Annotated in this window: 19 protein-coding genes, 4 pseudogenes and 1 riboswitch; of the genes and pseudogenes, 11 read left to right on the forward strand and 12 right to left on the reverse strand. The window is 60.6% G+C overall.

The features are described 5' to 3' along the window. Positions 1 to 165: 165 nt before the first annotated feature. Both aceB and aceA read left to right on the forward strand, forming a co-directional pair. Entirely contained in the window at positions 166 to 1,773 is a 1,608-nt protein-coding gene (gene aceB / locus C2U47_RS01535) for a malate synthase A (RefSeq protein WP_010675270.1), read from the forward strand. A gap of 69 nt (positions 1,774 to 1,842) precedes the next feature. Beyond that, entirely contained in the window at positions 1,843 to 3,156 is a 1,314-nt protein-coding gene (gene aceA, locus C2U47_RS01540) for an isocitrate lyase (protein ID WP_041213155.1), read from the forward strand. Between the two features lie 425 nt (positions 3,157 to 3,581). Here the strand turns inward: aceA and hda are convergent, their stop codons facing one another. From hda to upp, 3 genes are all read right to left on the reverse strand, one after another. Further along, positions 3,582 to 4,283, reverse strand: coding sequence for a DnaA inactivator Hda (gene hda / locus C2U47_RS01545; RefSeq protein WP_010675272.1), 702 nt, complete (start codon positions 4,281 to 4,283; stop codon positions 3,582 to 3,584). 102 nt (positions 4,284 to 4,385) lie between these two features. Beyond that, positions 4,386 to 5,414 (reverse strand): DUF2066 domain-containing protein, encoded by a 1,029-nt coding sequence (locus C2U47_RS01550; RefSeq protein WP_103261360.1) that lies wholly within the window; start codon positions 5,412 to 5,414, stop codon positions 4,386 to 4,388. Between the two features lie 141 nt (positions 5,415 to 5,555). Continuing rightward, entirely contained in the window at positions 5,556 to 6,182 is a 627-nt protein-coding gene (gene upp / locus C2U47_RS01555; protein ID WP_005302745.1) for a uracil phosphoribosyltransferase, read from the reverse strand. 175 nt (positions 6,183 to 6,357) lie between these two features. Between upp and purM the strand changes: the two genes are divergently transcribed. Both purM and purN read left to right on the forward strand, forming a co-directional pair. Then, positions 6,358 to 7,395, forward strand: a complete 1,038-nt coding sequence (purM, locus tag C2U47_RS01560) for a phosphoribosylformylglycinamidine cyclo-ligase (protein ID WP_052815406.1) — start codon at positions 6,358 to 6,360, stop codon at positions 7,393 to 7,395. Between the two features lie 29 nt (positions 7,396 to 7,424). Then, positions 7,425 to 8,063, forward strand: a complete 639-nt coding sequence (purN, locus tag C2U47_RS01565) for a phosphoribosylglycinamide formyltransferase (protein ID WP_048208753.1) — start codon at positions 7,425 to 7,427, stop codon at positions 8,061 to 8,063. A gap of 114 nt (positions 8,064 to 8,177) precedes the next feature. Here the strand turns inward: purN and C2U47_RS01570 are convergent, their stop codons facing one another. The 5 genes and pseudogenes from C2U47_RS01570 to C2U47_RS01590 all read right to left on the reverse strand — a co-directional run bounded on the left by C2U47_RS01570 (position 8,178) and on the right by C2U47_RS01590 (position 14,088). Beyond that, positions 8,178 to 8,939: a Nif3-like dinuclear metal center hexameric protein gene (locus C2U47_RS01570; protein WP_010675276.1), complete on the reverse strand. Its 762-nt coding sequence runs from the start codon at positions 8,937 to 8,939 to the stop codon at positions 8,178 to 8,180. 107 nt (positions 8,940 to 9,046) lie between these two features. Continuing rightward, positions 9,047 to 10,381, reverse strand: a complete 1,335-nt coding sequence (locus C2U47_RS01575; RefSeq protein ID WP_103261361.1) for a sigma-54-dependent transcriptional regulator — start codon at positions 10,379 to 10,381, stop codon at positions 9,047 to 9,049. A 70-nt stretch (positions 10,382 to 10,451) separates the two neighbouring features. Then, positions 10,452 to 11,485: pseudogene (locus C2U47_RS01580) on the reverse strand (sensor histidine kinase). Positions 11,486 to 11,590: 105 nt separating this feature from the next. Continuing rightward, positions 11,591 to 13,009, reverse strand: a complete 1,419-nt coding sequence (locus C2U47_RS01585) for a sigma-54 dependent transcriptional regulator (RefSeq protein ID WP_053288347.1) — start codon at positions 13,007 to 13,009, stop codon at positions 11,591 to 11,593. A 239-nt stretch (positions 13,010 to 13,248) separates the two neighbouring features. Then, positions 13,249 to 14,088, reverse strand: coding sequence for a DUF2726 domain-containing protein (locus C2U47_RS01590; protein WP_053288346.1), 840 nt, complete (start codon positions 14,086 to 14,088; stop codon positions 13,249 to 13,251). Between the two features lie 258 nt (positions 14,089 to 14,346). Between C2U47_RS01590 and C2U47_RS01595 the strand changes: the two genes are divergently transcribed. The 3 genes from C2U47_RS01595 to ppx all read left to right on the forward strand — a co-directional run bounded on the left by C2U47_RS01595 (position 14,347) and on the right by ppx (position 18,485). Continuing rightward, positions 14,347 to 14,859 carry a glycine cleavage system protein R gene (locus tag C2U47_RS01595; RefSeq protein WP_010675281.1) on the forward strand — a complete coding sequence of 171 codons (513 nt, stop codon included), beginning with the start codon at positions 14,347 to 14,349 and terminating at the stop codon, positions 14,857 to 14,859. A gap of 76 nt (positions 14,860 to 14,935) precedes the next feature. Next, a complete protein-coding gene (gene ppk1, locus C2U47_RS01600) occupies positions 14,936 to 17,005 on the forward strand; it encodes a polyphosphate kinase 1 (protein WP_103261362.1) in 2,070 nt (689 codons plus the stop codon). Then, entirely contained in the window at positions 16,995 to 18,485 is a 1,491-nt protein-coding gene (gene ppx, locus C2U47_RS01605) for an exopolyphosphatase (RefSeq protein WP_103261363.1), read from the forward strand. The genes ppk1 and ppx overlap by 11 nt, the downstream gene beginning before the upstream one ends. 59 nt (positions 18,486 to 18,544) lie before the next feature. Here the strand turns inward: ppx and C2U47_RS01610 are convergent. Then, positions 18,545 to 18,709: pseudogene (locus C2U47_RS01610) on the reverse strand (magnesium transporter); the annotation flags it as partial. Positions 18,710 to 18,761: 52 nt separating this feature from the next. Then, on the reverse strand, positions 18,762 to 19,988 hold the full coding sequence (locus C2U47_RS01615; protein ID WP_021141234.1) for an RNA-guided endonuclease InsQ/TnpB family protein: 1,227 nt from the start codon (positions 19,986 to 19,988) through the stop codon (positions 18,762 to 18,764). Between the two features lie 57 nt (positions 19,989 to 20,045). Here C2U47_RS01615 and tnpA (C2U47_RS01620) point away from each other — a divergent pair, with 57 nt between their 5' ends. Then, entirely contained in the window at positions 20,046 to 20,450 is a 405-nt protein-coding gene (tnpA, locus tag C2U47_RS01620) for an IS200/IS605-like element ISAs26 family transposase (protein ID WP_103261364.1), read from the forward strand. On the opposite strand, the gene C2U47_RS01625 is transcribed toward tnpA (C2U47_RS01620), so the two are convergent. Next, positions 20,370 to 21,686: a magnesium transporter gene (locus C2U47_RS01625; protein ID WP_103261365.1), complete on the reverse strand. Its 1,317-nt coding sequence runs from the start codon at positions 21,684 to 21,686 to the stop codon at positions 20,370 to 20,372. The genes tnpA (C2U47_RS01620) and C2U47_RS01625 overlap by 81 nt on opposite strands. Before the next feature lie 122 nt (positions 21,687 to 21,808). Further along, positions 21,809 to 21,979, reverse strand: a riboswitch (M-box (ykoK) riboswitch). A 52-nt stretch (positions 21,980 to 22,031) separates the two neighbouring features. Beyond that, complete coding sequence (locus C2U47_RS01630) at positions 22,032 to 23,171, reverse strand: RNA-guided endonuclease InsQ/TnpB family protein (protein ID WP_041206863.1); 1,140 nt, start codon at positions 23,169 to 23,171, stop codon at positions 22,032 to 22,034. A gap of 57 nt (positions 23,172 to 23,228) precedes the next feature. Between C2U47_RS01630 and tnpA (C2U47_RS01635) the strand changes: the two are divergent. The 3 genes and pseudogenes from tnpA (C2U47_RS01635) to C2U47_RS01645 all read left to right on the forward strand — a co-directional run. Further along, positions 23,229 to 23,492: pseudogene (gene tnpA, locus C2U47_RS01635) on the forward strand (IS200/IS605-like element ISAeme8 family transposase); the annotation flags it as partial. A gap of 76 nt (positions 23,493 to 23,568) precedes the next feature. After that, positions 23,569 to 24,519 (forward strand): IS1595-like element ISKpn3 family transposase, encoded by a 951-nt coding sequence (locus tag C2U47_RS01640; protein WP_103261366.1) that lies wholly within the window; start codon positions 23,569 to 23,571, stop codon positions 24,517 to 24,519. A 6-nt stretch (positions 24,520 to 24,525) separates the two neighbouring features. Further along, a pseudogene (locus C2U47_RS01645) lies at positions 24,526 to 24,693 on the forward strand (transposase); the annotation flags it as partial. Positions 24,694 to 24,800 lie beyond the last annotated feature (107 nt).

Raw genomic sequence — 24,800 nt, forward strand, 5'->3', positions numbered from 1 at the left:
ATCATCAAAAAACACCCGTTTTAAAAATCAAGTTGACGAATCCGCCATTATTTTGCACCTTATGAATCGTGTTACCCCGCTGTTACGGGGAGTTTGAAAGAAAGGGATATAGACGTTAGTCGTAGTTAATAAATTCAAAATGTAACTTTTGGAGGAGTACCCACTATGTCGGCACCGGCCCAGACCATCAGCAGCACCCGCCTGCGCATTCAAGGCGAGATGCTTCCCGATTACGCGCAGATCCTGACGCCGGATGCGGTGGCCCTGGTGTCCGAACTGGTGGAACGTTTCGCACCCCAACGCAACGAGCTGCTGAAGCAGCGAGTCGCACGCCAGGCCCGTATCGATGGCGGCGAGTTGCCGGACTTCCTGCCAGAGACCGCCCATATTCGCGATGGTGACTGGACCATTCGCGGCATCCCCGCCGATCTGCAGGACCGCCGTGTGGAGATCACCGGCCCGGTCGAGCGCAAAATGGTGATCAATGCCCTCAACGCCAACGTCAAGGTCTTCATGGCCGACTTCGAGGACTCCCTGGCCCCGGCCTGGAACAAGGTGATCGAGGGCCAGATCAACCTGCGCGATGCGGTCAACGGCACCATTGCCTACCAGAGCCCGGAGGGGAAGGCTTATACCTTGAATCCCAATCCGGCCGTACTCATCTGCCGGGTGCGCGGTCTGCATCTGCCGGAGAAGCACGTCACCTTTGATGGTGCCCCCATTCCCGGCGGCCTGTTCGACTTCGCCCTCTATTTCCTGCACAACCACAAGGCGTTGCTGGCCAAGGGCTCCGGTCCCTACTTCTACGTACCCAAGCTGCAGAGCCATCTGGAAGGGCGCTGGTGGAGCGAGGTGTTCGCCTGGACCGAGGACAAATTCGGTCTGCCCCGCGGTACCATCAAGGCCACCGTGCTCATCGAGACCCTGCCGGCAGTATTCGAGATGGACGAGCTGCTCTATCAGATGAAGGATCACATCGTCGCCCTCAACTGCGGTCGCTGGGATTACATCTTCAGCTATATCAAGACCTTGAAGAATCACTCTGATCGCGTCCTGCCGGATCGTCAGGTGGTGACCATGGACAAACCGTTCCTCTCTGCCTACTCGCGACTCCTCATCAAGACCTGCCACAAGCGCGGCGCGCTGGCGATGGGGGGAATGGCTGCCTTTATTCCGGCCAAGGACGCGGCCGTCAACGAGCAGGTGTTTGCCAAGGTGCACGCGGACAAGCAGCGCGAGGCCGACAACGGCCACGATGGCACCTGGGTCGCCCACCCCGGTCTGGCCGATACCGCCATGGCGGTGTTCAACGCCACCATTCCGGCGGGTGCCCAGAACCAGATCGGCGTGCTGCGCGAGCAAGATGCCCCCATCACGGCCGCCGATCTGCTGGCCCCCTGTGAGGGTGATCGCACCGAGGCGGGCATGCGCACCAATATCCGCGTCGCCCTGCAATATCTGGAAGCCTGGATCAACGGCAACGGCTGCGTGCCCATCTACGGACTGATGGAAGATGCCGCCACCGCCGAGATCTCCCGCACCTCCATCTGGCAGTGGATCCGCCACGGCAAGACCCTCTCCAACGGTCAGGCAGTGACCAAGGCGCTGTTCCGCCAGATGCTGGCCGAGGAGCAGGAGGTGGTCAGAGGCGAAGTGGGCGAGGCCCGCTGGCAATCGGGCCGTTTCGCCGAGGCAAGCGCCCTGATGGACGAGATCACCTGCGCCGACACACTCATCGATTTTCTGACGCTGCCCGGCTACGAGCGGCTGTGAGACCCGGGCCGGTAACGGCCCCCATAACAAGTCAATGGAAACGTGAAATCAATGAAAGAGGGAACTGATATGGCACTGACCCGTGAGCAACAGATCCAGGCTATCGAGAAAGACTGGGCAGAAAACCCCCGCTGGAAAGGGATCAAGCGCGGCTACAGCGCCGAGGACGTGGTGAACCTGCGTGGCAGCCTGCAGCCGGCACACACTCTGGCCCAACGCGGCGCCGACAAACTGTGGGAGCTGATCCACGGCGGCGCCAAGAAAGGCTATGTAAACTGCCTCGGCGCCCTGACCGGCGGCCAAGCGGTGCAACAGGCCAAGGCCGGCATCGAAGCCATCTATCTCTCCGGCTGGCAGGTGGCGGCGGACAACAACCTCTCCTCCACCATGTACCCGGATCAGTCCCTCTACCCGGCCAACTCCGTCCCCTCCGTGGTGGAGCGCATCAACAACTCCTTCGCCCGGGCCGACCAGATCCAGTGGGCCAACAAGGTTGGACCAGAGGACAAGGGCTTCATCGACTACTTCCTGCCCATAGTAGCGGATGCGGAAGCCGGTTTCGGCGGCGTGCTGAACGCCTTCGAACTGATGAAGGGGATGATTGAAGCGGGCGCCGCCGGCGTGCACTTCGAAGATCAGCTCGCGTCCGTGAAAAAGTGCGGCCACATGGGCGGCAAGGTACTGGTCCCGACCCAGGAGGCGGTGCAAAAGCTTGTCGCGGCTCGCCTCGCGGCAGATGTCTGCGGCACCACCACCCTGGTGATCGCCCGCACCGACGCCAACGCAGCGGATCTGCTGACCACGGATGCCGATCCCTACGATGCCGGCTTCCTGACCGGTGAGCGCACCAGCGAGGGCTTCTACAAGGTGCAGGCTGGCATCGAGCAGGCCATCTCCCGCGGCCTGGCCTACGCCCCTTACGCCGACATGGTGTGGTGCGAGACCGCCAAGCCCGATCTGGACGAGGCGCGCAAATTTGCCGAGGCCATCAAGGCCCAGTACCCGGACAAGATCCTGGCCTACAACTGCTCCCCGAGCTTCAACTGGAAGAAGAACCTGGACGATGCCACCATCGCCCGCTTCCAGCAGGAGCTCTCCGACATGGGCTACAAGTACCAGTTCATCACCCTGGCGGGTATCCACAACATGTGGTTCCACATGTACGAGCTGGCCTACCAGTACGCCCGTGGCGAGGGAATGAAGCACTATGTCGAGATGGTGCAGCAGCCGGAATTCGCCGCCGCCGAGCGGGGCTACACCTTCGTGGCACACCAGCAGGAAGTGGGTACCGGTTACTTTGACAAGGTGACCACCGTCATTCAGGGCGGCCAGTCCTCGGTGACCGCACTGACCGGCTCGACCGAAGAAGATCAGTTCCACTGATAGCTGTGTAATGCTCGCAAACAAACCCCGGCCAAGTCCCGCAATGCTGTTCAGATAAGCACTTTTTTGACTGATTATTCATAAATTGGATTTGAGTTGAGGGGGCAAGGCTGTGTCCAGTCGATCTTCCTCCAGCCTTTATCCAGCGGGGCTTGCAATAGAAAGAGGGAGGCATCATGCCTCCCTCGATTTTTTGTCCTGATACTACGTGGACTGGAACTCAAATTCTCTTAAGTGAACAGCATTGCGGCCAAGTCCCGGGGTTTGTCGTTATGGGGCTTAGAACCTATCCCAGTAGGCGTAATCGTTGAAGGCAGTTTGAACACGGACAGCGCGCAGAAACCGGAACGTACTGTAGTACGTGAGGATTTCGAGCACTGCCCAGGTTCAAAATGGCGAATAAGTTAGCCTAATGGGATAGGTTTTCAGAGCTCGAGGATCTCTTTGACGAAAGGGATGGTAAGCTTGCGCTTGGCACGGAAGGAGGCGTTGTCGAGACGATTGAGGGTGGCAAGCAGGGTGCGCATGTCGCGGGAGAGGCGGTTGAGCAGGAAACGGCCCACGTCGATGGGCAGCTTGAAACCCCGCAGCTCGGCGCGCAGTTGCAGGGCGCTGAGTTTGCCCTCGTCGTCCAGCTCGTCGAGGTGGAAGCTCACTCCCCAGTCGAGACGGGACGCGAGATCCGGCAGTTGCAGCCCCAGCTTGCGTGGCGCGCTGCAGCCGGTAACGATGAGCGTCCCCTCCCCCTTCTCCTTCCAGCGATTGTAGAAGTCGAACAGGGCCCGCTCCCACAGGGCGTTGCCGGCGATAGCCTCCAGGCTGTCAAGACAGACCAAGGGCAGGCTCTCCAAAGCATCGAGCATGCTGGGGTCAAGCTGTTCGAACTGATCGAGGGAGAGATAAGCGGCTGCGGCGTCGCGGGCGTTGACCTCGGCACAGGTGGCATGGAGCAGATGGGAGCGGCCCGACCCCTTGGCTCCCCAGAAATAGAGGAAGGGCGAGCCCTGACCGATGGCCGCATTCTTGAGGGCGGTGATCAGATGGGCGTTGTTGCCGGGATAAAAACTGACGAAGGTTTCATCATCCGGTAGTTGTACGGCTAAAGACAGTTGGGCCGGTTGCTTCACTCGTTGGGCTTTGACTGTGATATTTGCGGGCAAGTGTATCACCAGCGGGGCAGATAGAGAACCGCCCGGACCATGCCGGGCGGTCAGGATCCTTCCCCGGGATCAGGGCTGCGACCATTGATAGCGCAGGCCGCTCTCGTTGTCTTCCACCTGATGCAGGCGGCTCTCCAGTTGCAACCCCCTCACCAGCTCGGCCTTGTCCCCCTGCAGCGAGAGGTTGAAGGTCACCTTGTCCCCTTCCAGCTTGCCAATAGCCACCTTGGTGACACTGGCCATCCCCTGCAGCAGCTTCTGGATCTGGATCATGCCATCGATATCGGACAGCCCCTCCACCACCAGGGTCTGGCTGGAGGCGACACCGGAGAGACGGGTACCGTACTGCTGCACCAGCCAACCGGCCAGGGCATCGGCAAAGCCCTTTGCCACCTCGGCCTGGGTACCTGAACCCGAACCCTTGGTCAGCTCGGTCAGCTCTCCTGCCTGCGCCCCCGGCTTGGTACCATAAAGACCCCAGTCGATGCTCCAGGCCTCCCCCTCCGGGCTCAGTTTGCCGAGCACCACCATTTCGGCGCCGTAACGCTGGCTCGCCTTGAGCACGGGATCGGCAAAGCGGCCCCAGACATCGGTGGCATTGACCGCCATGTTGTCATCCAAGTCCATCAGCGGGAGACTGACCGGCAGCCCCATGGCCTGGGTCTGGGCACGCAGCGCCTCGGACCAGCCATCGCCGGACTGATCCGGCAGAATGCGCCGCTCGCCTTCGTCGACCACCAGCCAGATGGCGACCTGCGGCCGCACCGGGCCAAGCAGGGCAAACTTGCTCTGGCCGACCAGGGCGTTCACCTTGGCCACATTGAAATCCGCCTTGAGAAACTTGACCGAGCCGATGTCCTGATAGCTGTATTGCTGCACGTAATCCGCCGGCGCCGCCAGGGCCTTCACCACATCCGGCTGGGTGAGGATATCGCGCTTGCCCGTCACCTTGACGAGCACATACCCCAGCGCCTGGGACTGGGCGGCCGTCATGTCGCCACTGGTGGGAGCCTTGCCCTGATAGAGGTCGGTTACCTGGGCGGCCGACACCACGAGAGGCAGACAGCAGCAGAGGAGAGTCGCTAAGCGTTTCAGCATAAAGAAGATTCTCGAAATGGGGGATGGTGCTTATGGTAGCGGCAAGGCGCGCATGGCAGCAAGCAAAGGGGGGGAGAAACAGCGGAGCCGGCAGGGTGCCGGCTCCGTTTGCGCGCCTTGGGCGCGGCGATGGGGTGATGCTTACTTGGTGCCGAAGATCTTGTCGCCGGCATCACCCAAGCCCGGGACGATATAGCCCTTCTCGTTCAGCCCCTGGTCGATGGAGGCACAGAACAGCTCCACGTCCGGGTGAGCGGCTTCCAGCGCCTTGATGCCTTCCGGCGCGGCAACCAGCACCAGCACCTTGATGGACTGGCAACCTTTCTTCTTGAGCAGATCGATGGTGGCGATCATGGAGCCGCCGGTGGCCAGCATGGGGTCGATGACCAGGGCCAGACGCTCTTCGATGTTGCTGACGATCTTCTCGAAGTAGGGGACAGGCTGCAGGGTCTCTTCATCGCGATAGATACCGACCACGCTGACGCGGGCGCTCGGCATGTGCTCCAGCACGCCGTCCATCATGCCAAGACCGGCGCGCAGGATTGGCACGACGGTGACCTTCTTGCCCTTGATCTGGTCGACTTCCACAGGGCCGTTCCAGCCATCGATGGTCACTTTTTCGGTTTCGAAGTCAGAGGTCGCTTCGTAAGTCAACAAACTGCCCACTTCCTTGGCCAGTTCACGGAAACGCTTGGTGCTGATGTCGCCTTCGCGCATCAGGCCGATCTTGTGCTTGACCAGGGGGTGTTTGACTTCAACGACTTTCATTATTATCTCCTCTAACCGGCGCCAAAAAATCGCGGAATCATACAACAAAAGCCACGGCTTGTAGAGCTTTTCGATTCAAAAACGCGCAAACGATTTTCTTTCTGGTTTTTCGTGCCCGCTGGTAGAATACGCCCCGAATTTTACCCTCCACTTCTTTATATGACGGGGAATACGCGTGACTGACAAAACCTCACTGAGCTACAAGGATGCTGGCGTAGATATCGATGCCGGCAATGCACTGGTTGAACGTATCAAGGGCGTGTCAAAACGCACTCGTCGTCCTGAAGTCCTTGGTGGTCTTGGCGGCTTTGGGGCCCTGTGTCAAATCCCTGCTGGCTACAAGGAACCGGTACTGGTCTCCGGTACCGACGGGGTGGGCACCAAGCTGCGTCTGGCCATCGACCTGAAGAAGCACGACACCGTGGGGATCGACTTGGTCGCCATGTGCGTCAATGACCTCATCGTGCAGGGCGCCGAGCCCCTCTTCTTCCTCGACTACTATGCCACCGGCAAACTGGACGTGGACACTGCCGCTGCCGTGGTCACCGGCATCGGCGCCGGCTGCGAACAGTCCGGCTGTGCCCTGGTCGGCGGTGAAACTGCCGAAATGCCTGGCATGTATGAAGGGGAAGATTACGACATCGCCGGTTTCTGCGTCGGCGTGGTGGAAAAGAGCGAGATCATCGACGGCAGCAAGGTTGGCGAAGGGGATGCCCTGATCGCCCTGGCCGCCAGCGGTCCCCACTCCAACGGCTTCTCCCTCATTCGCAAGATCCTGGAAGTCTCCAAGGCCGACGTGCAGCAGCCGCTGGGTGACACCACCCTGGCCAACGCCCTGCTGGAGCCGACCCGCATCTATGTGAAGCCCGTGCTCAAGCTCATCAAGGAGTGCGAGATCCACGCCCTGTCCCACATCACCGGCGGCGGCTTCTGGGAGAACATCCCGCGCGTGCTGCCCGCCAACACCAAGGCGGTCATCGACGAGCAGAGCTGGCAGTGGCCGGCGGTGTTCAGCTGGCTGCAACAGGCAGGCAACGTCACCCGCCACGAGATGTATCGCACCTTCAACTGCGGCGTCGGCATGATCATCGCCCTGCCGGCGGATCAGCTGGACAAGGCCCTGGCCCTGCTCAAGGCCGAAGGCGAAAACGCCTGGCACATCGGCCACATCGCCAAGGCGGCCGATGGTGAGGAGCAGGTCATCATTCAATGAATGATCGTATCAACGGCCAGATGACCTCCATGAAACGCATCCTCGTCCTCATCTCAGGCAGCGGCAGCAATCTGCAGGCCATCCTCGACGGCTGTGCCGGCGGCAAGATTGCCGGTCAGGTGGTCGGCGTCATCAGCAACAAGGCTGATGCCTATGGCCTGGTGCGTGCCAGGGAAGCTGGGGTGGCAACCGCCATCCTGGCTCAGCAGCAGTTCGCCAGCCGGGAGGAGTATGATGTCGCCCTGCTGGCTCTGATGGCGGATTATCAGCCGGATCTGGTGGTGCTGGCCGGCTTTATGCGGATCCTGAGCGCCGACCTCGTGCGCCACTTCGCGGGGAGGATGATCAACATCCACCCCTCATTGCTGCCGAAATACCAGGGTCTGCACACCCACCAGCGCGCCATCGAGGCCGGTGATGACGAGCACGGCGCCAGCGTCCACTTCGTCACCGAAGAGCTCGACGGCGGCCCGGTGATCCTCCAGGCACGGGTCCCCATCTTCGAAGGGGACAGTGCCGACGAGGTCGCCGCCCGGGTCCAGGTGCAGGAGCACAGCATCTACCCCCTGGTGGTGCAGTGGTTCTGTGAAGGGCGCTTGCAGATGCGAGAAGGGTCTGCCTTCCTCGATGGCAAGCAGCTTGGCCTGGCAGGCTATGCCAGCGAGTAACCGCTAGCAGCAGTAAGACACAACAAGGGAGGCTCAGGCCTCCCTTGTCATTTCCATCGACCAGCGCAATGCCTGTCATCACGTCCGATGACGCCGCTGCGCGGCCAATCGGCCCTACACCGGATTGTCGATATCGATAAAGGTCACCTCCAACCCGTGTACGGTGGCGAGCCACTCTCCCAGCGCCTTGACGCCGTAACGTTCGGTGGCGTGGTGGCCTGCGGCGTAGAAGTGCATGCCCATCTCGCGGGCGGTGTGGATGGTCTGCTCGGAGGCTTCGCCGGAGATGAAGGCATCGATGCCCTGCTCCGCCGCCTGGCTGATGTAGCTCTGGCCACCGCCGGTGCACCAGGCCACGGAGCGGATGAGCTCGGGGCCACTGTCACCACAATGAAGCGGCTCGCGACCGAGACGCTCGGCAATCAGCTTGGCAAAATCGCTGCCGCTCATGGGCTCCTCCAGCTTGCCCACCATGGCGACGCTCTTGCTGTTCCAGGGTTCGAGCCCGCGACGCACCTTGATACCAAGCAGCCTGGCAAGCTGGGCGTTGTTCCCCACCTCGGGGTGCACGTCCAGCGGCAGGTGGTAGGCAAACAGGTTGATGTCGTGGGTCAAGAGGGTCTTGAGACGACGCTGCTTCATGCCGGTGATCTGGGCCGGCTCGCCGCTCCAGAAGTAGCCGTGATGGACCAGGATGGCGTCAGCATCAGCGGCCACGGCGGCATCGATGAGGGCCTGGCTGGCGGTGACGCCGGTCACCACCTTGCGAATGCGCTCGCGCCCCTCCACCTGCAGGCCGTTGGGGCAGTAATCCTTGATGGCATGGGGTTCGAGCAGGTGGTTGAGCAGGCTTTCCAGTTTACGATGAGAGATCATGGGGGTCTCCTAGCTGGGCTCCCCACGCACTGTGCGGGGAGCCGGATTCCGATCGTCAGAGCCCATGATAATCGAGCCGGACCGGCAAGGCCATGCGCCTGTCAGGCCTAGGCGGGCAGCTCGATGCCGGCGTCACGCATCTGGGCCAGCTTGTAGCGCAGGGTGCGCGGGCTGATGCCGAGCTTGTCGGCCACCGCTTTGCGACTGCCGTTGCACTCCTGCAGGGTGTCCAGAATGATCTGGTGCTCCTGCAGCTTGAGTTCGCCGCCAAGCCCCTCCCCTGACAGCCGCTCGAGCGGCCGCACCAGGGTCTCGTCCGTCTCCTCCAGAATCAGGTGCTCACAGTCGATGAGGCCGTCTGGACAGAGGATCAGGGCGCGCTGAACCACGTTGTCGAGCTCGCGCACGTTGCCGGGCCAGGGGTGAACCATCAGACGCTCTCGGGCGTCCTCTGCGAGCTGCGGCGTCGGCAGCCCCATCTGGCTGGCATGCAGCGCCAGCAGATGCTCCGCCAGGGGAAGAATGTCCCCCGGGCGCTCCCAGAGCGCCGTCCAGCGCAGGGGGAAGACGTTGAGGCGGTAGTAGAGATCCTCGCGGAACAACCCGTCCTGCACCGCTTTTTTCAGATCCCGGTTGCTGGTGGCAATGACCCGCACATCGAGGGGGATCATCTTGCGGCTGCCGAGCCGCTCCACCTCTTTCTCCTGCAAGACCCGCAGCAGCTTGGCCTGCAGCCCCAGATCCATCTCGGTGATCTCGTCGAGCAGCAGGGTTCCTCCCTGAGCCTGCTCGAACTTGCCAGGGCACCCCTGCACCGCACCGGTGAAAGCGCCCTTCTCGTAGCCAAACAGGGTCGCTTCCAGCATGTTCTCCGGAATGGCGGCGCAGTTGATGGCGACGAAGGCCTGCTCTGCCCGGCTGGAGTGGTCGTGAATATAGCGAGCCAACACCTCCTTGCCCGTCCCGCTCGGGCCGGTCACCATGACGGTGGCTTCGCTTCTCGCCACCCGGGTCGCCAGCTGGAACAGCTCCGCAGTCCTGGGGTCCCCGTACACCACGGCACGCTTCTCCACCTTCTGGGCCGGCACATAACGGCTGACCTGGTTGAGCAGCACCTCGGGGGAGAAGGGCTTGGCCAGATAGTCGATGGCCCCCTCGCGCATGGCGCGCACCGCCCCGTCAATGTTGGCGTAGGCAGTCATCAGGAGCACAGGCACCTGGGGATATTGCTGGCGGATATTGGCGAGCAGGGTCAGACCATCCATGCCCCCCATCTGGATGTCGGAGATCACCATGTCAAAGCGCTGACGGGACAGAGCAAGCAGGGCCCGCTCGCCGCTGTCCACCTCGCGGCACTCATAGCCACCGAGCAGCAGGGTATCCACCAGCGCCTCGCGCAGGCCGTTGTCATCTTCCACCACCAGAATGCGAGCCTGGGTCATGCCACACCTCCTACAACCAACATGGCCTTGTCGAGAATCATCTTCACCGGCGCTCCGGCTTTTGCGCGCCTCATGCCACGCCCCCCAACTGAACCTGTTGCTGATGCAGGGGGAAGGACAGGGTAAAACAGGTGCCCTCGCCAGGGACCGAAGCCACGCTCACCTCCCTTGATGGGCTCGTACCACCGACTGCACCACCGCAAGACCGAGGCCCGTGCCCTGGGAACGGGTGGTAAAGAAGGGTTCGAAGATCTGGTTGAGCAGGGAGGGGGCCATCCCCTTGCCGTTGTCGATGACCCGCATCTCCACCCGGTTGCCGCTGCGCACAGCGCTCACCAGGAGCGAATCGGCGCCGGCCTGCCGGGCATTGGCGATGAGGTTGTTGATGGCCCCCGCCAGGGCACTGCTGTTGGCAAGCAGACAGAGATCGGGCTCAGGGGCCTCCAGATGCAAGGCGCAGCCCTGCTGCTGGCAGAAGGCTTCGGCCCCCGCCTGCACTTCCGCCAGCAAGCCCTGCACCGAGAGGGGCGCCACCACCTGGTTGTCGCCATTGCGGGCAAACAGCAGGATGTCGTTGATCTGTTTTTCCAGGTCTTGCAACCTGGCCATCAATTTTTGCTGGAACTGGCTGCGGGATTCAGGCTTGAGGGTGCGGTTGGCCAGGTTGGCCGCATAGAGCATGGCGGCGGAGAGCGGGGTGCGGATCTGGTGCGCCAGGGAAGCCGCCATGTTGCCAAGGGCGGAGAGACGCTTCATGTGGTTGACCCTGTCCTGCAACTGGCGGGTCTCGGTCAAGTCGGTAATGAACACCAGTTGGCCCGGCTGATCCGGCAGCGGCTGGGTCGACAGCTGGACCCGGCGGCCGTCGCGCAAGGAGATCTCGTGACCGTCATCCTCACGGGGTTCGAAGCAGCGGGCGATGATCTGGCGCCAGGAAAGGCCTTCCAGTGGCTCTCCCAGCAGCGCCAGGGCGGCAGGGTTTGCGCGGGTGATCAGCCCCTCGCCATCGAGCAGCAGCACGCCGGTCGGCAGCGCCGTGAAGATGGCGTAAAGCTGACTCACTTCATGTGACTGGAGGGGGGCATCCTGCTGCAAGATTGTCATAAAGCTGACCTCAAACTGGCGATTGAGTCAGCTTATTCAATTTCCATGCCAGCAAAATAGACGTTATTTATCAATGCATTGGCTCAATGCGTCAAAGCATTGACCTCAATTGTCCTTGCTCATGCCGTACTTCTTCATCTTCTCCACCAGGGTGGTGCGGCGCATGCTGAGCAGGTCGGCGGCGCGGGCCACCACCCCGTCCTGGGACTCCAGGGCCTGGCGGATCAGCTCCACCTCGAGGTCGGCCAGCATCTCCTTGAGGTTGACCCCCTCTTGAGGCAACTGCATGGGCAGGGGCATGGCGATGCCGGGATCCAGCTCTGGTGGGGACTGGAACACGGCAGCCAGGGCGTCCCGCTCGTCCATCTCGGTGAGCCGCTCATCTCGTGGCTCGCAGGGCAGCAGGCGATAGCGGCCGGGCAGATCCGCCACATCGACGATCTGGTTCGGATAGAGGATGAGCAGGCGCTCGATGAGGTTGGACAGCTCGCGCACGTTGCCGGGCCAGGCGTACTGCATCAGGGACTCCATGGCGCGCTGGGTCAGACGGATGATCCCCTTGTGCTGTTCGGCATGGCGATTGAGCAGCTCCTGCAGCAGCAGCGGGATGTCGTCGGCCCGATCCCGCAGGGGGGGCGTCTCGATGGGGAACACATTGAGGCGGTAGTAGAGATCTTCGCGAAATGCCAGGGTGCGGATCATGGCTTCCAGATCCCGGTGGGTCGCCGCGATCACCCGCACATCGGCCTGGACGGCCTTGCCGCCCCCGACCCGGTCGAACTGGCGCTCCTGCAGCACCCGCAGCAACTTGACCTGCATCGGCAGCGGCATGTCGCCGATTTCGTCGAGGAAGAGGGTGCCCCCCTGGGCCAGTTCGAAGCGGCCGCGCCGGGCGGCAATGGCACCGGTGAAGGCCCCCTTCTCGTGACCGAACAGCTCGCTCTCGAGCAGCTCCGCCGGAATGGCGCCGCAGTTGATGGGCACGAAGGGGCCCGCGCTTCGGGCGGACAGCTCGTGGATGGCGCGAGCCACCACCTCCTTGCCGGTTCCGGACTCACCGAGGATCAGTACGTTGGCGTCGGTCTCGGCCACCTGGCCGATAAGACGGCGCACCTCCTGGATGCCCCTCCCCTTGCCCACCAGCAGGCGCAGCAGGGTCTGACCCTTGTCGTGGGTCTGATGACGGGGATGCAGGGAGATGAAGGCCTGGCAGAAGTGCAGATGACGGGTGAGGGACTCATAGGTAAAGGGCGCCTCGGCCACCCCGATGAAGTTGCTGCAACCATGGCTCGCCGGCATCAGGGAGAGGAAGGGCAGACGAGGATGGGCGGCAAGCAGCTCACTCAGGGCGCGCTCGCGCAGTTCCCCGGCCAGAATCCCCTGCAAGGGCCCGGCAGTCTCGATGGCCACATCGAGATCGCTCTCAACCACCTCCTGCCAGGGGATCCCCATGAAGGAGAGCACAGTCCCCAGTTGCTGGCGCCGCACATCATCGGCATCAACAAGCAGCACACCCATAGCCATCCGATCCATATTTTCACACCTGACGCCAAACTATTGTTTTTTAAGTGCTTATTAAAACCAATTTCGCACTGTGTCATAAGGGGGACAAAGTGCCAAAATTATGGCGGATTGTCAAAACTTGTCACATCCTCCCGGACCCTGGCGGGACGGGGATCACGCTTCCAGCCAGATTGAGTATCGGATGAAAACCAGCGAAGGGGAAAGAATGACGCCGACAGGGTGCGGCGTCAGAGGAGGGATCAGTGTTTCACGCTCTCCTGGGGAGCGGCATAGCGGCACTCGGGAAACCGGCTGCAGGCGAGGAACAGGCGACCGGCATGGGGACCCTTTCGTGCTTCCCGTGCCACCAGGGGCGCGGCACAGCGGGGGCAATGAGGGATCGTCTCCCGGGGCTCCTCCTCATCCGGATCGAGGAAGGGATTCTCCTCCATCAACACGGGCATTGCCTCTCCGGCCTGGGGGGCAGGCACCTGGGGCTCCCTGGCAGCCCCCGGGTGTGACGTGCCCAGATCGACACCATCGAGCAGCAGCGGGCTGAAGGTCGGTTCGCGGCGCTCGCCGGGCAGCAGGTCATCCACCGGCGCCGTCGTTCTCGCCAGCAGGGGCAGCAGTTGCTCCCGCAACTCGTCGACCTGGTAGTGGCTGCTGGCCGGGATCTGCAACAGCGGCAGGCCGGCGCCATCGCAGGCCGCCTTCAGGAAGAGATCCCGCGACTTGCGCTTCTGGTGGCGGTGCCCCTCGTCATCCAGCTCCACGGCACACAGGAAAGAGAGATCCGCCGGGTGGCAGAGCAGAAAATCGAAGTGCTTCTCCCCTATCTTGCCGAGCGCCTGCTGGCGCTTGCCCTTGCCAAGGTGCGCCTCGGGCGTCAATACATAGGAGGCTCGTACCTTGGCAAAGACACGGGCCTTGTCCCCCACCGCCTGATCCAGCACCCCGAAGAAGGTGCGCTCGGCTGGGCTCATCAAGGTTTCCTGCAGATCATAGGGCTCGGCCTTGCCCTCTTTCTCCCTGCGCCAGACGATCACCAGCAGGAGCAACCCCAGCAACACGGCTCCCGATACGACAAGGCTATTCATACACGCACATCCCGTTTACAAGACAAATTCAGTTCACACCAAAGGAAGGGGCACACTCTACCACGGGGAAAGCGACTCAGGCAGCGCAGAAATCAAGCCCGTCCCGGCATTCGCGTTTTTTCACTGAATTTGCGCAAGGCGGGCTTCATATGGCCTGTCACAGCAGGCACAATGCTAGAGCCCATGGACGTTCTGGCGCGCACCCCGTCGCCGCCAGGCGTCAACGGACCCCACGCAGCCCCATTCAAGGAGAGCAGGATGCAAAAGCAATTGGTCGTCACCGTGATCGGCGCAGACAAACCCGGGATCGTCGAGAGCCTGGCCGATACCATCACCCGGCAGCAGGGTAACTGGCTGGCCAGCTCCATGAGCGAGCTGGCGGGGCAATTTGCCGGCATTTTGCACGTCGCCGTGCCTGACGAGCATTACCGCAGCCTGTGCGAGGCCCTGGTGATGCTGCCTGGCCTCACCGTGAGCTTCGCCGAAGGGCAGCTGAGCCCGCAACCGGCCCATCAGGTGATGCTCAGCGTCACCGGCAACGACAGACCGGGCATCGTCCACGAAGTGGCCAGCATCCTGCGCCAGCTCAACATCAACGTCGCCGACCTCACCACAGGTTGCGAACCTGCGCCCCACTCAGGCGCCCCTCTCTTCTATGCCCACGCCCTGGTGGCCCTGCCGCCGCAGCTCGAACTGGACGATCTCGTCACGGCCCTGGAGTCCCTCTCCGACGACCTCGTCGTCGACATCGATCAGGATCTGAGCGAATAGTGTCGCCTGTCATAAATTTGTCATGGTTTGACGCCATAACTTCCGCGCAGACGCAACCAGAGCAAAGAGGCACCAGATGAGCACCGACAAGCAGTATGAAGAGAAAGAGCTTAGCTGGCTCTCATTCAATGAACGGGTGTTGCAAGAGGCGATGGACAAGACGGTACCCCTCATCGAGCGGGTCCGTTTCCTCGGGATTTTCTCCTCCAATCAGGACGAGTTCTTCAAGGTACGGGTGTCGGACGTCAAGCGCCGCATCCTCATCAACGAAGTCCACGGCGGCGACGACGAGGCCAAGGTGCTGCTGCGCGCCATCCAGCAGAAGGTGATGGCGCTCGGCGAGGCGTTCGACAACACCTACAAGGAGCTGCTGATCGCGCTGGCCCGCCACAACATCTTCCTGGTGAACGAAAGCCAGCTCTCCGAGTCCATCCAGCAGTGGCTGCGGATCTTCTTCCGGGAAAAGGTGCTGCGCCACATCATCCCCATCCTCCTCAACAAGGAGGTCAACCCGGTCAAGTTCCTGAAAGACGAGCACACCTATCTCGCCATCGAGATGAAGAAGAACGGCCAGGTGATCCAGTACGCCCTGGTGGAAGTGCCCACCGACGATCTGCCCCGCTTCTTCCAGCTACCGCCGGAGGGCACCCGTCGCAAGAAGCAGATCATCATCCTGGACAACGTTATCCGCTTCTGTCTGGACGAGATCTTCAAGGGCTTCTTCGACTACGACGAGATTGCCGCCTACTCGGTCAAGCTGACCCGGGATGCCGAATATGACCTCTCCGACCAGCTGGACCTCAGCCTGGTGGACAAGATGAGTGACGGCTTGAAACAGCGCCTCACTGCCATGCCGGTGCGCTTCGTCTACGAGCGGGAGATGCCGGCGGCCATGATAAGCTTCTTGAAGCTCAAGCTGCAGATCAGCTCCTACGACGCCATCATGCCCGGTGGGCGCTATCACAACTTCAAGGATTTCATCGGCTTCCCCAATGTGGGCCGGGATTATCTGGAAAACCCCAAGCTGCCGGCCCTCGATTGCCGCGACTTTGACGGCTTCGTCAACGCCTTCGACGCCATCGCCAAGCAGGACATCCTGCTCTACTACCCGTACCACAAGTTCCACCACTTCACCGAGCTGGTGCGCCAGGCGGCCTTCGACCCGGCGGTCAGCGCCATTCGCATCAACATCTACCGGGTGGCCAAGAAGTCGCGGATCATCCACTCCCTCATCGACGCCGCCAACAACGGCAAGAAGGTGACCGTGGTGGTGGAGCTGCGCGCCCGCTTCGACGAGGCGGCCAACATCGACTGGGCCAACATCCTGACCGACGCAGGCGTCAAGGTGGTGTTCGGGGTGCCCAGCCTCAAGATCCACTCCAAGCTCTGCCTCATCACCCGCCACGAGAACGGCGAGGCGGTGCGCTACGCCCATATCGGGACCGGCAACTTCAACGAGAAAACCGCCAAGATCTACACCGACTTCTCCCTGCTGACCCGCCATCCGGACATCACCGCCGAGGTGGAAAGCGTGTTCGAGTACATCGAGTACCCCTATCGGCGCTACAAGTTCAACCACCTGCTGGTCTCCCCCATCAACAGCCGCCGCCAGCTCTATCGCCTCATCGATAACGAGCTGGCCAACGCCAAGGCGGGGCAGCCCAGCGGCATCACCCTCAAGATCAACAATCTGGTGGACAGAGACCTCATCAACCGGCTCTATGCCGCCGGCCAGGCCGGGGTGCCCATCCAGATGATCATCCGGGGCATGTGCGCCCTGCGCCCGGGGGTGCCGGGTCTGAGCGACAACATCCGGGTCATCAGCATCATCGACCGTTTCCTCGAACATCCGCGGGTGATGGTGTTCCACAACAAGGGCAATCCCCAGCTCTATATCTCCAGTGCCGACTGGATGAGCCGCAACATCGACGGTCGCATCGAGGTGGGCACCCCCATCTATGACGAGCGGCTCAAGCAGCGCATCCTCGACATTCTCGAGCTACAACTGAGTGATACCTGCAAGGCGCGGGTGATCGATGCCGACCAGAAGAACGAGTACGTGAAGCGGGGCAACCGCCGCAAGGTCCGTTCCCAGGTGGCGATTTACGACTACCTCAAACGCATAGAGTCAAACCATGGACAATAGTCTGTACGCCGCTGTCGATCTGGGCTCGAACAGCTTCCACATGGTCATTGCCCGCCTCACCGAGGGGCGGATGCAGATCATCGATCGCATCAAGGAGCGGGTGCGCCTCGCCGAAGGGATGGATGAGCAGCGCCGCATGTCCCCGGAGGCCATGGCGCGCGGGCTGGACTGCCTCGCCCTGTTCGCCGAGCGGCTCACCAACATCAAGCCGGATCAGATCCGCATCGCCGGCACCTACACATTGCGCCGCGCCAGCAACGCCCGCGACTTCGTGCGCGAGGCAGCCAAGGTGCTCAACCACCCCATCGAGATCATCAGCGGCCAGGAAGAGGCCCGCCTCATCTATCAGGGGGTCGCCCATACCCAGCACATCGAGGGCCAGGTGCTGGTGGTGGACATCGGCGGCGGCAGCACCGAGCTCATCATCGGCGAAGGGTTTGAGCACAAGGCGCTCACCAGCCGCAAGATGGGCTGCGTTAGCTTCACCCAGAGCTTCTTTGGCAACGGCAAGCTCGGCGAGAAGGCCTTCAACGCCGCCGTGTTGGAAGCCCAGCATCAGCTCGCCCCCATCATCAACCAGTACCGCAAGCTGGGCTGGCAGAGCTGCCTCGGCAGCTCGGGCTCCATCCGCACCGTGCGCGACGTGTTGCAGGGGGAAGAGTGGACCGATGGTGCCATCACCCTGGCGGGACTGGAGCGGCTGAAAGAAGAGATGCTCAAGCACAAGCGGGTCGATCAGCTCAAACTGGCGGGCCTCACCGAGGAGCGTCAGGGGGTCTTTGCCGCCGCGGTGGTCATCCTGCTCGGGCTATTCACCTCCCTGCCCATCGAGCGGATGGAGTACTCCGACGGCGCCCTGCGCGAAGGGTTGCTCTACGAGTTCGAGGAGCGCCTGCAGCATCACGACATTCGCGAACGTACCGCGCTTGCACTCAGCACTCACTATCGCATCGACAAGCGCCAGGCCACCCGGGTAGAGAGCAGCGTCCTCTCCCTGTTCGACGCCCTGTGCGGCCCCTGGGAGATGCCGGAAGAGCCCTATCGCGCCATCCTCGGCTGGGCGGCGCGGCTGCACGAGATCGGCCTTGCCATCAACTACAGCGGCATCCACAAACACTCCGCCTATATCTTGCAAAACACCGATCTGCCCGGCTTCAACCAGGACGATCAGGCCCTGCTGGCGGCCCTGGTGCGCTTTCACCGCAAGGGGCTCAAGCTCTCCGAGCTGCCGGCCCTGCCCAACCACGACGAGCAGACGGTGCTGCGCTGCATCCGCATCCTGCGCCTCGCGGTGGCGGCCCACCACAGGCGTCAGGACAACCTGCTGCCCGAGTGGAACGTGCAGGCCGCCGGGGATCAGCTGGTGGTCACCCTGCCCCTGGACTGGTGCGACGAGAACAAGTTGCTGATGCAGAACCTGGAAAAGGAGCACCGCTACTGCCACGAGCAGGGCTGGCCCCTGCTGTTCCAGCTCGGGTGATCCGCCCCTCTGTGCAAAAAGGCAGCCGATGGCTGCCTTTTTTTGTCTCTTGTGCTTTCCTACTGCAGATCCGGCAGGATCAGCTTGGCTATCTCGAAGTAGATGATGAGGCCGGTACCGTCCACCAGGGTAGCGATGAAGGGGGCGGAGACCACCGCCGGGTCGATGCGAAAGCGACGCAGCACTATGGGGATCACTGAGGCGACAGTGGCGCTCCAGAGCACGTTGACATCCTCCCCCACCTTAGCGCTTCGCGTCACAGGAGGGGGATCCCCATTACTGGGTGATAGCTGCTCGCGCAGTACCGGGTTCCTGCTTCATCGGGCGGCCTGATTGCACCACGCCTCCACAGGCTAAAACGGCGTGTCCCGCCGCTAAAATATTGCGAGCGCCGTTCACATCGGCGTTCGCCTCATAACCACACGCAGCGCATTTAAACTGGCTTTGCGTCTGGCGGTTATCCTTCGCAGTATGCCCACAACAGGCGCACTGCTGGCTCGTGTAGGCCGGGTTTATCGCCAACACCTGACCGCCTCGCCATGCCTGCTTATATTCGAGCTGGCGGCGCAGCTCAAACCAGCCCTGATCTAATATCGAACGATTCAGCCCTGATTTTGCCCGGACGTTGCGCCCCGGCTGGCTGGTCGTGCCCGCTGCTGATTTTGACATGCTGGCAACCTTCAAATCCTCAATGACGATCATCGCGTGGTTTTTGCTGATAGTCGTTGTGACCTTGTGAAGGTAATCGCGGCGGGTATTGGCGATATGTGAGTGCAGCCGCTGGATCTTGGCTTTTTGTTTCTTCCAGTTGCTGCTGAACTTTACCTTTTTGCTCAACTGGCGTTGGAGCCTTGCCAGCTTGGTCTGATTGGTTTTGAAGCTGTTGACGGGCTCAAACACCGTGCCGTCTGACAGGGTTGCGAGCTTGGCGATCCCCGCATCTAGCCCGACCATTGAGCCGGAGGGGTGAATTGGCTCAAGCGTCTCCTGCTCGACCTGAAAGGAGATATACCAGTGCCCGGCTGCTTGGCTGACGGTCGCGTTTTTAATTTTCCCTTCAACTGGCTGGGACTGACGGAACTTGACCCACGCCAGCCCGGCAGGCAGCTTCACGCGACCCTTTTCAAGGCGGCAATACTTGTCGAAGTTGACGAACCGGATAGCGTCGCGGTTGTCGCTTTTTTTCTTGAATACGGGTGCCTTGGCGGCGAGTTTCTTATCAAAGCAGCGCATCCACGCGCCATGCAAATCCTTGAGCTTCTGCTGGAGGTTGTCGGTATATGCCTCGGCCAGAAAGGCCATTTCTGGGTCTTTCTTCCAACTGGTGAGCATCCTGTTCAGCTCAAAGGCAGAAGGCAGTTTTTCGCCAGCATCCAGAATGCGCTTTGTCTCTGCCAGCCCGTGATTCCAGACATAACGAGCACAACCGCCCAACTGGCGCAGGCGTTGCGCTTGTTGTTCGGTCGGTTCGAGTCGGAATTTGTAGGCTTTCAGAATTTGCATTTATCACTCAGTGTGTAGCATTATCGCCATATCTATTAAGCCCGATTGAGTGACAGAATGCAATTCACTAAAATTAATAAATCACGCCATGCTGCCTACGCTTTGCACGTACATTTGGTGTTTATCACCAAGTATCGAAAGCCGATATTGGGGGAACTGCATCACGCTTCATTCGGTCAGTGTGCGGCAGAGGTTTGCAGAGATTTTGGTGCGGAACTGAAAGAGTGTGACGGAGAGGCTGATCATGTTCACATGCTGATAGAGTACGGCCCAACAGTGCAGCTATCGGTGCTGGTGAACTCGTTAAAGGCGGTCACATCAAGGCGACTGCGTAATGAATTTCTGGACTTGAGAGGTGCTTACAGCAAACCCGTACTCTGGTCACGCTCTTACTTTGCGGGCTCTTGCGGCGGAGCACCGTTGGAGGTGATCAAGCAATACATTCAAAACCAGCGGGGCTGACGCCCCGGCGAAATTCCCCTCCCACCTACGTCGGAGGGAGTCCCCTTTCGCATTTAAGATGGCGACGATGGTCAGGGTCACCACCATGCCGATCTCGGGCCCCCCCCCCAGGCTCCAGGCCCGCACCCAGGCCGCCAGTGCGATGGCGGCCGAGATGAGCAGACCGGTGGAGATCTCCTTTTTCAGCACGGTGCCGAGGTTTTTCAGGCTCACCTCCCCCACCGCCATGGCACGCACTATGGTGGTGGTGATCTGGGTACCGCTGTTGCCACCGGTACCGATGAGGAGCGGGATGAAGAAGGCCAGGGCGATGGCCGCCTCCAGCTGCTCTTCAAAGGCCCGCAGCACGGTGCCTGTGTAGGCTTCCGCCACGAACAGGATCAGCAGCCAGCCCACCCGCTTGCGCCACAACTGCCAGGGGGTGGCCTGCAGATAGGGGGTATCCAGCGGCGAGGAGCCCCCTTGCAGCTCCGCATCCTCGGTGGACTCCAGCTCCAGGATGTCGGCGGCATCGTCCACGTGGAAGACCCCCACCAGACGCCCCTGATCTTCCACCGGCAGGAGCGAGAGGTCGCGGTCAATGAGCAGGCGGGCCGCCAGCTCCTGATCCGCCCGGGCGTTGATGCGCACCGCCTCCCCCTCCATCAGGTCCCCTACCGGCAGCAGAGGATCGGCGATCAGCAACGACTTGAGGGAGACGCTGCCAAGCAGGCGCTGCTCACCGTCAACCACATAGAGATGACCGAACAGCCTGGCCTGATCCCAGGCGCCGTGGATCAGCTGCTTGGCGCTTTCCACCGTCGCATTGGCCTCCACTGCCAGATATTCGTGGCGCATGTTGGCCCCCACCGACTCGTTCGGCCAGGCCAGCAGGGACTGGAAGGCTTTGCGGGCGGGCTCTGGCAGCCGGGCTAGCAGGGTCTTGCGATCGTGCTCGTCGAGCCTGCGCAGGATGGCCAGCAGGTCACGACGGGCCAGGGTGCCCTGCAGTATCCCCACGATGCTGCCATGCAGCCTGAGCAGCAGATGGCCGGCACACTCCGCCGGGAGGGAGGCGAGCAAGGACGCCCCTTCCGGCATGGAGAGGGTATCGAAGATGCAGTTGAGCTCTTCCGGGCGCAGGGTCAGAAGCTGATCGGCACGGGCCACCGGATCCAGGTTGTGCGCCAGCCAGTTGCGCAGGGCAACCGGGTCGAGCAGTTGATGACGATTGAGCAGGGTGTGTGTTTTCTTCATCACAGATGTCCTCATGTGATTTCAGGCGAACCTGAACGCCTCCGGCACCGGGCCGGATGCAACGGCAAGAAAACAGCAATTTGATTGACGAGTAACAGGCACGAAATGACACCGTCCGGCGTGTTTTCATCCCCACGTACCAGCTTTAGCACTGCATAACGTATCCGGCATGCCGGAAGCCACTTGGGTTGACACCTTAATCCGATGAAAACTGTCCTGATCTTGGGCGTCTCTGGACGTCGTGAGATCAGTGGCCTGTGTTTATGCAGGAGCCTCGCGTGACTGCTCCCCGCCGCAAGCGGCGAGGCTTCCCACTTCTTAGGCCGCTACTGCCGAATTGGCAGATTAACGCTGGCCTCCATGGGTAGAAACGACGTGTCCCGCCGCCTTTAATTCCAATATGCCTTGTTGCTGGATATTCATGGCCGCGTTAATGTCGCGGTCATGCCCTGCCCCACACGCTGGACATACCCACTGCCGCTGATGCAACGGCATGTCCGGCATCTTGTGGCCGCAATCGCTACACAGTTTCGAGCTGGCAAACCACTGATCAAGTTTGATTAGGTGGCGACCCGCCGCTTGTGCCTTGTACTCCAGCTTCATGATGAAACCATGCCAACCAGCATCGCCAATGGCGCGGGCCAGTTTGTGATTTTTCATCATGTTCGCTGATTTCAATGTCTCCACGATGACCGCTTGGTTTTCGTCAACCATCGTGTGAGAGAGTTTGTGCTGAAAATCGGCGCGGGCATTGGCTACCCGTTCGTGCAGGGCGGCCAGTTGCCGTCTTGCCTTGCCACGGTTGGCGCTGCCCTTTTTCTTGCGAGACAGTGCCTTTTGCTTGCGTCGTAGATTGCGACTGGCGTTGATAAGGTGGCGTGGATTGGCAATCTTTTTGCCGCTCGACTCAATGAGGTAGTGGGACAGCCCCATATCACAGCCAGTCACGTCCGTGATGAAGGTGGGCTTGGCGGGAGCCTCGCAGCCATCCTCGCAAAGGATGGAAGCATAGTATTTCCCTGTCGGGCCACGGCTGACTGTGATGCTGGATACCACGCCGATAATATCTCGATGAATGACCGCCCTGATGGGCGTCATCTTCGGCAACTGGATAGCCGCTGTGAGCACCTTTCCGTTGGGGTGATAGCTGGATTGCCTGCCCCGTTTGCTCTTGAAGGTAGGCATTCGTGCCTTGAGCTTGGGATTGAAGAAGTTGGCGAATGCCTTGTCGAGATTAATCACCGCTTGCTGCAAGGCGAGTGAATCGTACTCCTTTAGCCAGCCGTATTTGCGCGATTTTTTCGCCACTGCGAGCATGGGTTTCAGGTCGCGTTTCGGTTTCAGTGAAATCCCGTGACGCTTGAACATGTGTCGTTGAATATGAAGGGCCTTGTTGTACGCGAACCGCACCGCGCCGAACTGGGCATTCAAGAATGCCGCTTGTTCGTCGGTCGGATAAATGCGTACTTTCGTTGCTCTTCTCAAAGTCACCGCTCGCTACTAGGATACCCATACAGTATGACTTTTAACGGAGTATTGCAAGTGAGTGTGCATCATGATGATTTGACTAGGTATCTGCGGAGGCGTCACTCCGTCAGCAAGCTAGTTGTGCATTTAATCTTCACCACGAAGTACCGCCGCAAACTGCTTGATGGCACCATGATCGAGCAGATGCGCGGCGCATTTTTATCTGCGGCAGAGAAGTTGGAGATCGACATTCTGGAGATGGATGGCGAAGCCGATCACGTTCATCTGCTCGTAGCCTATCCACCGAAGTTGGCCGTCAGTGTGTTGGTCAATAATTTGACCTGATTACCCATGATTAGCAGTCAGTTACCACGAACTATACTGATGTTACGTACAGTTATCGAGGTGCGAGATCATGGCCAAAAGCAAAATCCAATTCCAGAAAGGCTACAGCCTGTTTGAGTTTCTCAAGGACTATGGCACTGAGGCTCAGTGCGAAAACGCGCTGTTCACTTGGCGTTTTCCTAACGGCTTTGTCTGCCCTGAATGTGCCAACAAGACCTGTTGTCGCCTGAGAAGGCGGCCACGTGTGTGGCAATGCAATCACTGCCGTCACCAGATGTCATTGACTGGAAACACGATTTTCGCAAACACCAAGCTCCCACTGACCAAGTGGTTTCTGGCAATGCACCTGTTGTCACAAACCAAAACAGGCTTGTCAGCGATGGAGCTAAAGCGCCAGTTGGGCGTCAAATATGACACCGCCTGGATGCTCAAGCACAAGCTGCTGCAAGCCATGAAAGAGTCCGATGACAAGCAGCCCATCAGCGGCATCATTCAGCTCGATGATGTCTACTGGGGTGGCGAGCGCCGTGGTGGCAAACGGGGTCGGGGCGCGGCAGGCAAGACGCCGTTTGTGGCAGCAGTGGCCCTGAACAAGGAAGGACATCCAATCAAGATGCGGATGACGGTGGTCGATGGTTTCAAAACCAAGTCCGTTGCTGATTGGGCAAAACGGCATATTGCCAGTGGTAGCGCGGTGATATCCGATGGATTGGCCTGTTTCAAAGCGGTCAAGGAGGCCAATTGTGAGCACCTGGGTGTTGTCACCGGGGGCAACCTGGACTGGCTGAATCATCCGGCATTCAACTGGGTAAACACGATGATAGGAAATGTGAAAAACTCGCTGCGGGGCAGTTGCCATACGCTCGGAGCGAAGCATTTACCAAGGCATCTTGCGGAATACTGCTTCCGGTTTAATCATCGTTTTGACCTCAAGAGCATGTTGGTTGAATTGGGGCATGCAGTCGTGGCAAGCCCTCCGATGCCATATCGGCTCTTGAAGCTGGCTGAGGGTCATGGATAATCAGGTAATTTGAAGTCGATCAGTAGCCGCCAGATCCGCATATTGAATACGCACCTACGAAAGCAAAGTAATAGCGGGCTCCTGTGGTCGCGCTCTTACTTTGCTTGCAGTGCTGGCGGGGCCACTATCGAAACGCTCAAGGCGTATGTGGCCTCGCAGAACACACCAGATTAGCTCCCCTTATATCCCCGCCCGATTGGGCGAGGGTTTACGGGGCAGTTGCTAACGAGATGCTGCGAACATTGATTGCACGGCGCTACCGTGCGGGCGGCATCATCTGC

It is taken from the genome of Aeromonas sp. ASNIH7 (genome assembly GCF_002903485.1).
Lineage (GTDB): Bacteria > Pseudomonadota > Gammaproteobacteria > Enterobacterales > Aeromonadaceae > Aeromonas > Aeromonas caviae.

Coding starts and splice junctions, on each gene's coding strand:
- aceB (WP_010675270.1), top strand. CDS start 166: ATGTCGGCACCGGCCCAGACCATCAGCAGCACCCGCCTGCGCATTCAA.
- aceA (WP_041213155.1), top strand. CDS start 1,843: ATGGCACTGACCCGTGAGCAACAGATCCAGGCTATCGAGAAAGACTGG.
- C2U47_RS01550 (WP_103261360.1), bottom strand. CDS start 5,414: ATGCTGAAACGCTTAGCGACTCTCCTCTGCTGCTGTCTGCCTCTCGTG.
- upp (WP_005302745.1), bottom strand. CDS start 6,182: ATGAAAGTCGTTGAAGTCAAACACCCCCTGGTCAAGCACAAGATCGGC.
- purN (WP_048208753.1), top strand. CDS start 7,425: ATGAAACGCATCCTCGTCCTCATCTCAGGCAGCGGCAGCAATCTGCAG.
- C2U47_RS01570 (WP_010675276.1), bottom strand. CDS start 8,939: ATGATCTCTCATCGTAAACTGGAAAGCCTGCTCAACCACCTGCTCGAA.
- C2U47_RS01575 (WP_103261361.1), bottom strand. CDS start 10,381: ATGACCCAGGCTCGCATTCTGGTGGTGGAAGATGACAACGGCCTGCGC.
- C2U47_RS01585 (WP_053288347.1), bottom strand. CDS start 13,009: ATGGCTATGGGTGTGCTGCTTGTTGATGCCGATGATGTGCGGCGCCAG.
- C2U47_RS01590 (WP_053288346.1), bottom strand. CDS start 14,088: ATGAATAGCCTTGTCGTATCGGGAGCCGTGTTGCTGGGGTTGCTCCTG.
- C2U47_RS01595 (WP_010675281.1), top strand. CDS start 14,347: ATGCAAAAGCAATTGGTCGTCACCGTGATCGGCGCAGACAAACCCGGG.
- ppk1 (WP_103261362.1), top strand. CDS start 14,936: ATGAGCACCGACAAGCAGTATGAAGAGAAAGAGCTTAGCTGGCTCTCA.
- ppx (WP_103261363.1), top strand. CDS start 16,995: ATGGACAATAGTCTGTACGCCGCTGTCGATCTGGGCTCGAACAGCTTC.
- C2U47_RS01615 (WP_021141234.1), bottom strand. CDS start 19,988: ATGCAAATTCTGAAAGCCTACAAATTCCGACTCGAACCGACCGAACAA.
- tnpA (WP_103261364.1), top strand. CDS start 20,046: ATGCAATTCACTAAAATTAATAAATCACGCCATGCTGCCTACGCTTTG.
- C2U47_RS01625 (WP_103261365.1), bottom strand. CDS start 21,686: ATGAAGAAAACACACACCCTGCTCAATCGTCATCAACTGCTCGACCCG.
- C2U47_RS01640 (WP_103261366.1), top strand. CDS start 23,569: ATGGCCAAAAGCAAAATCCAATTCCAGAAAGGCTACAGCCTGTTTGAG.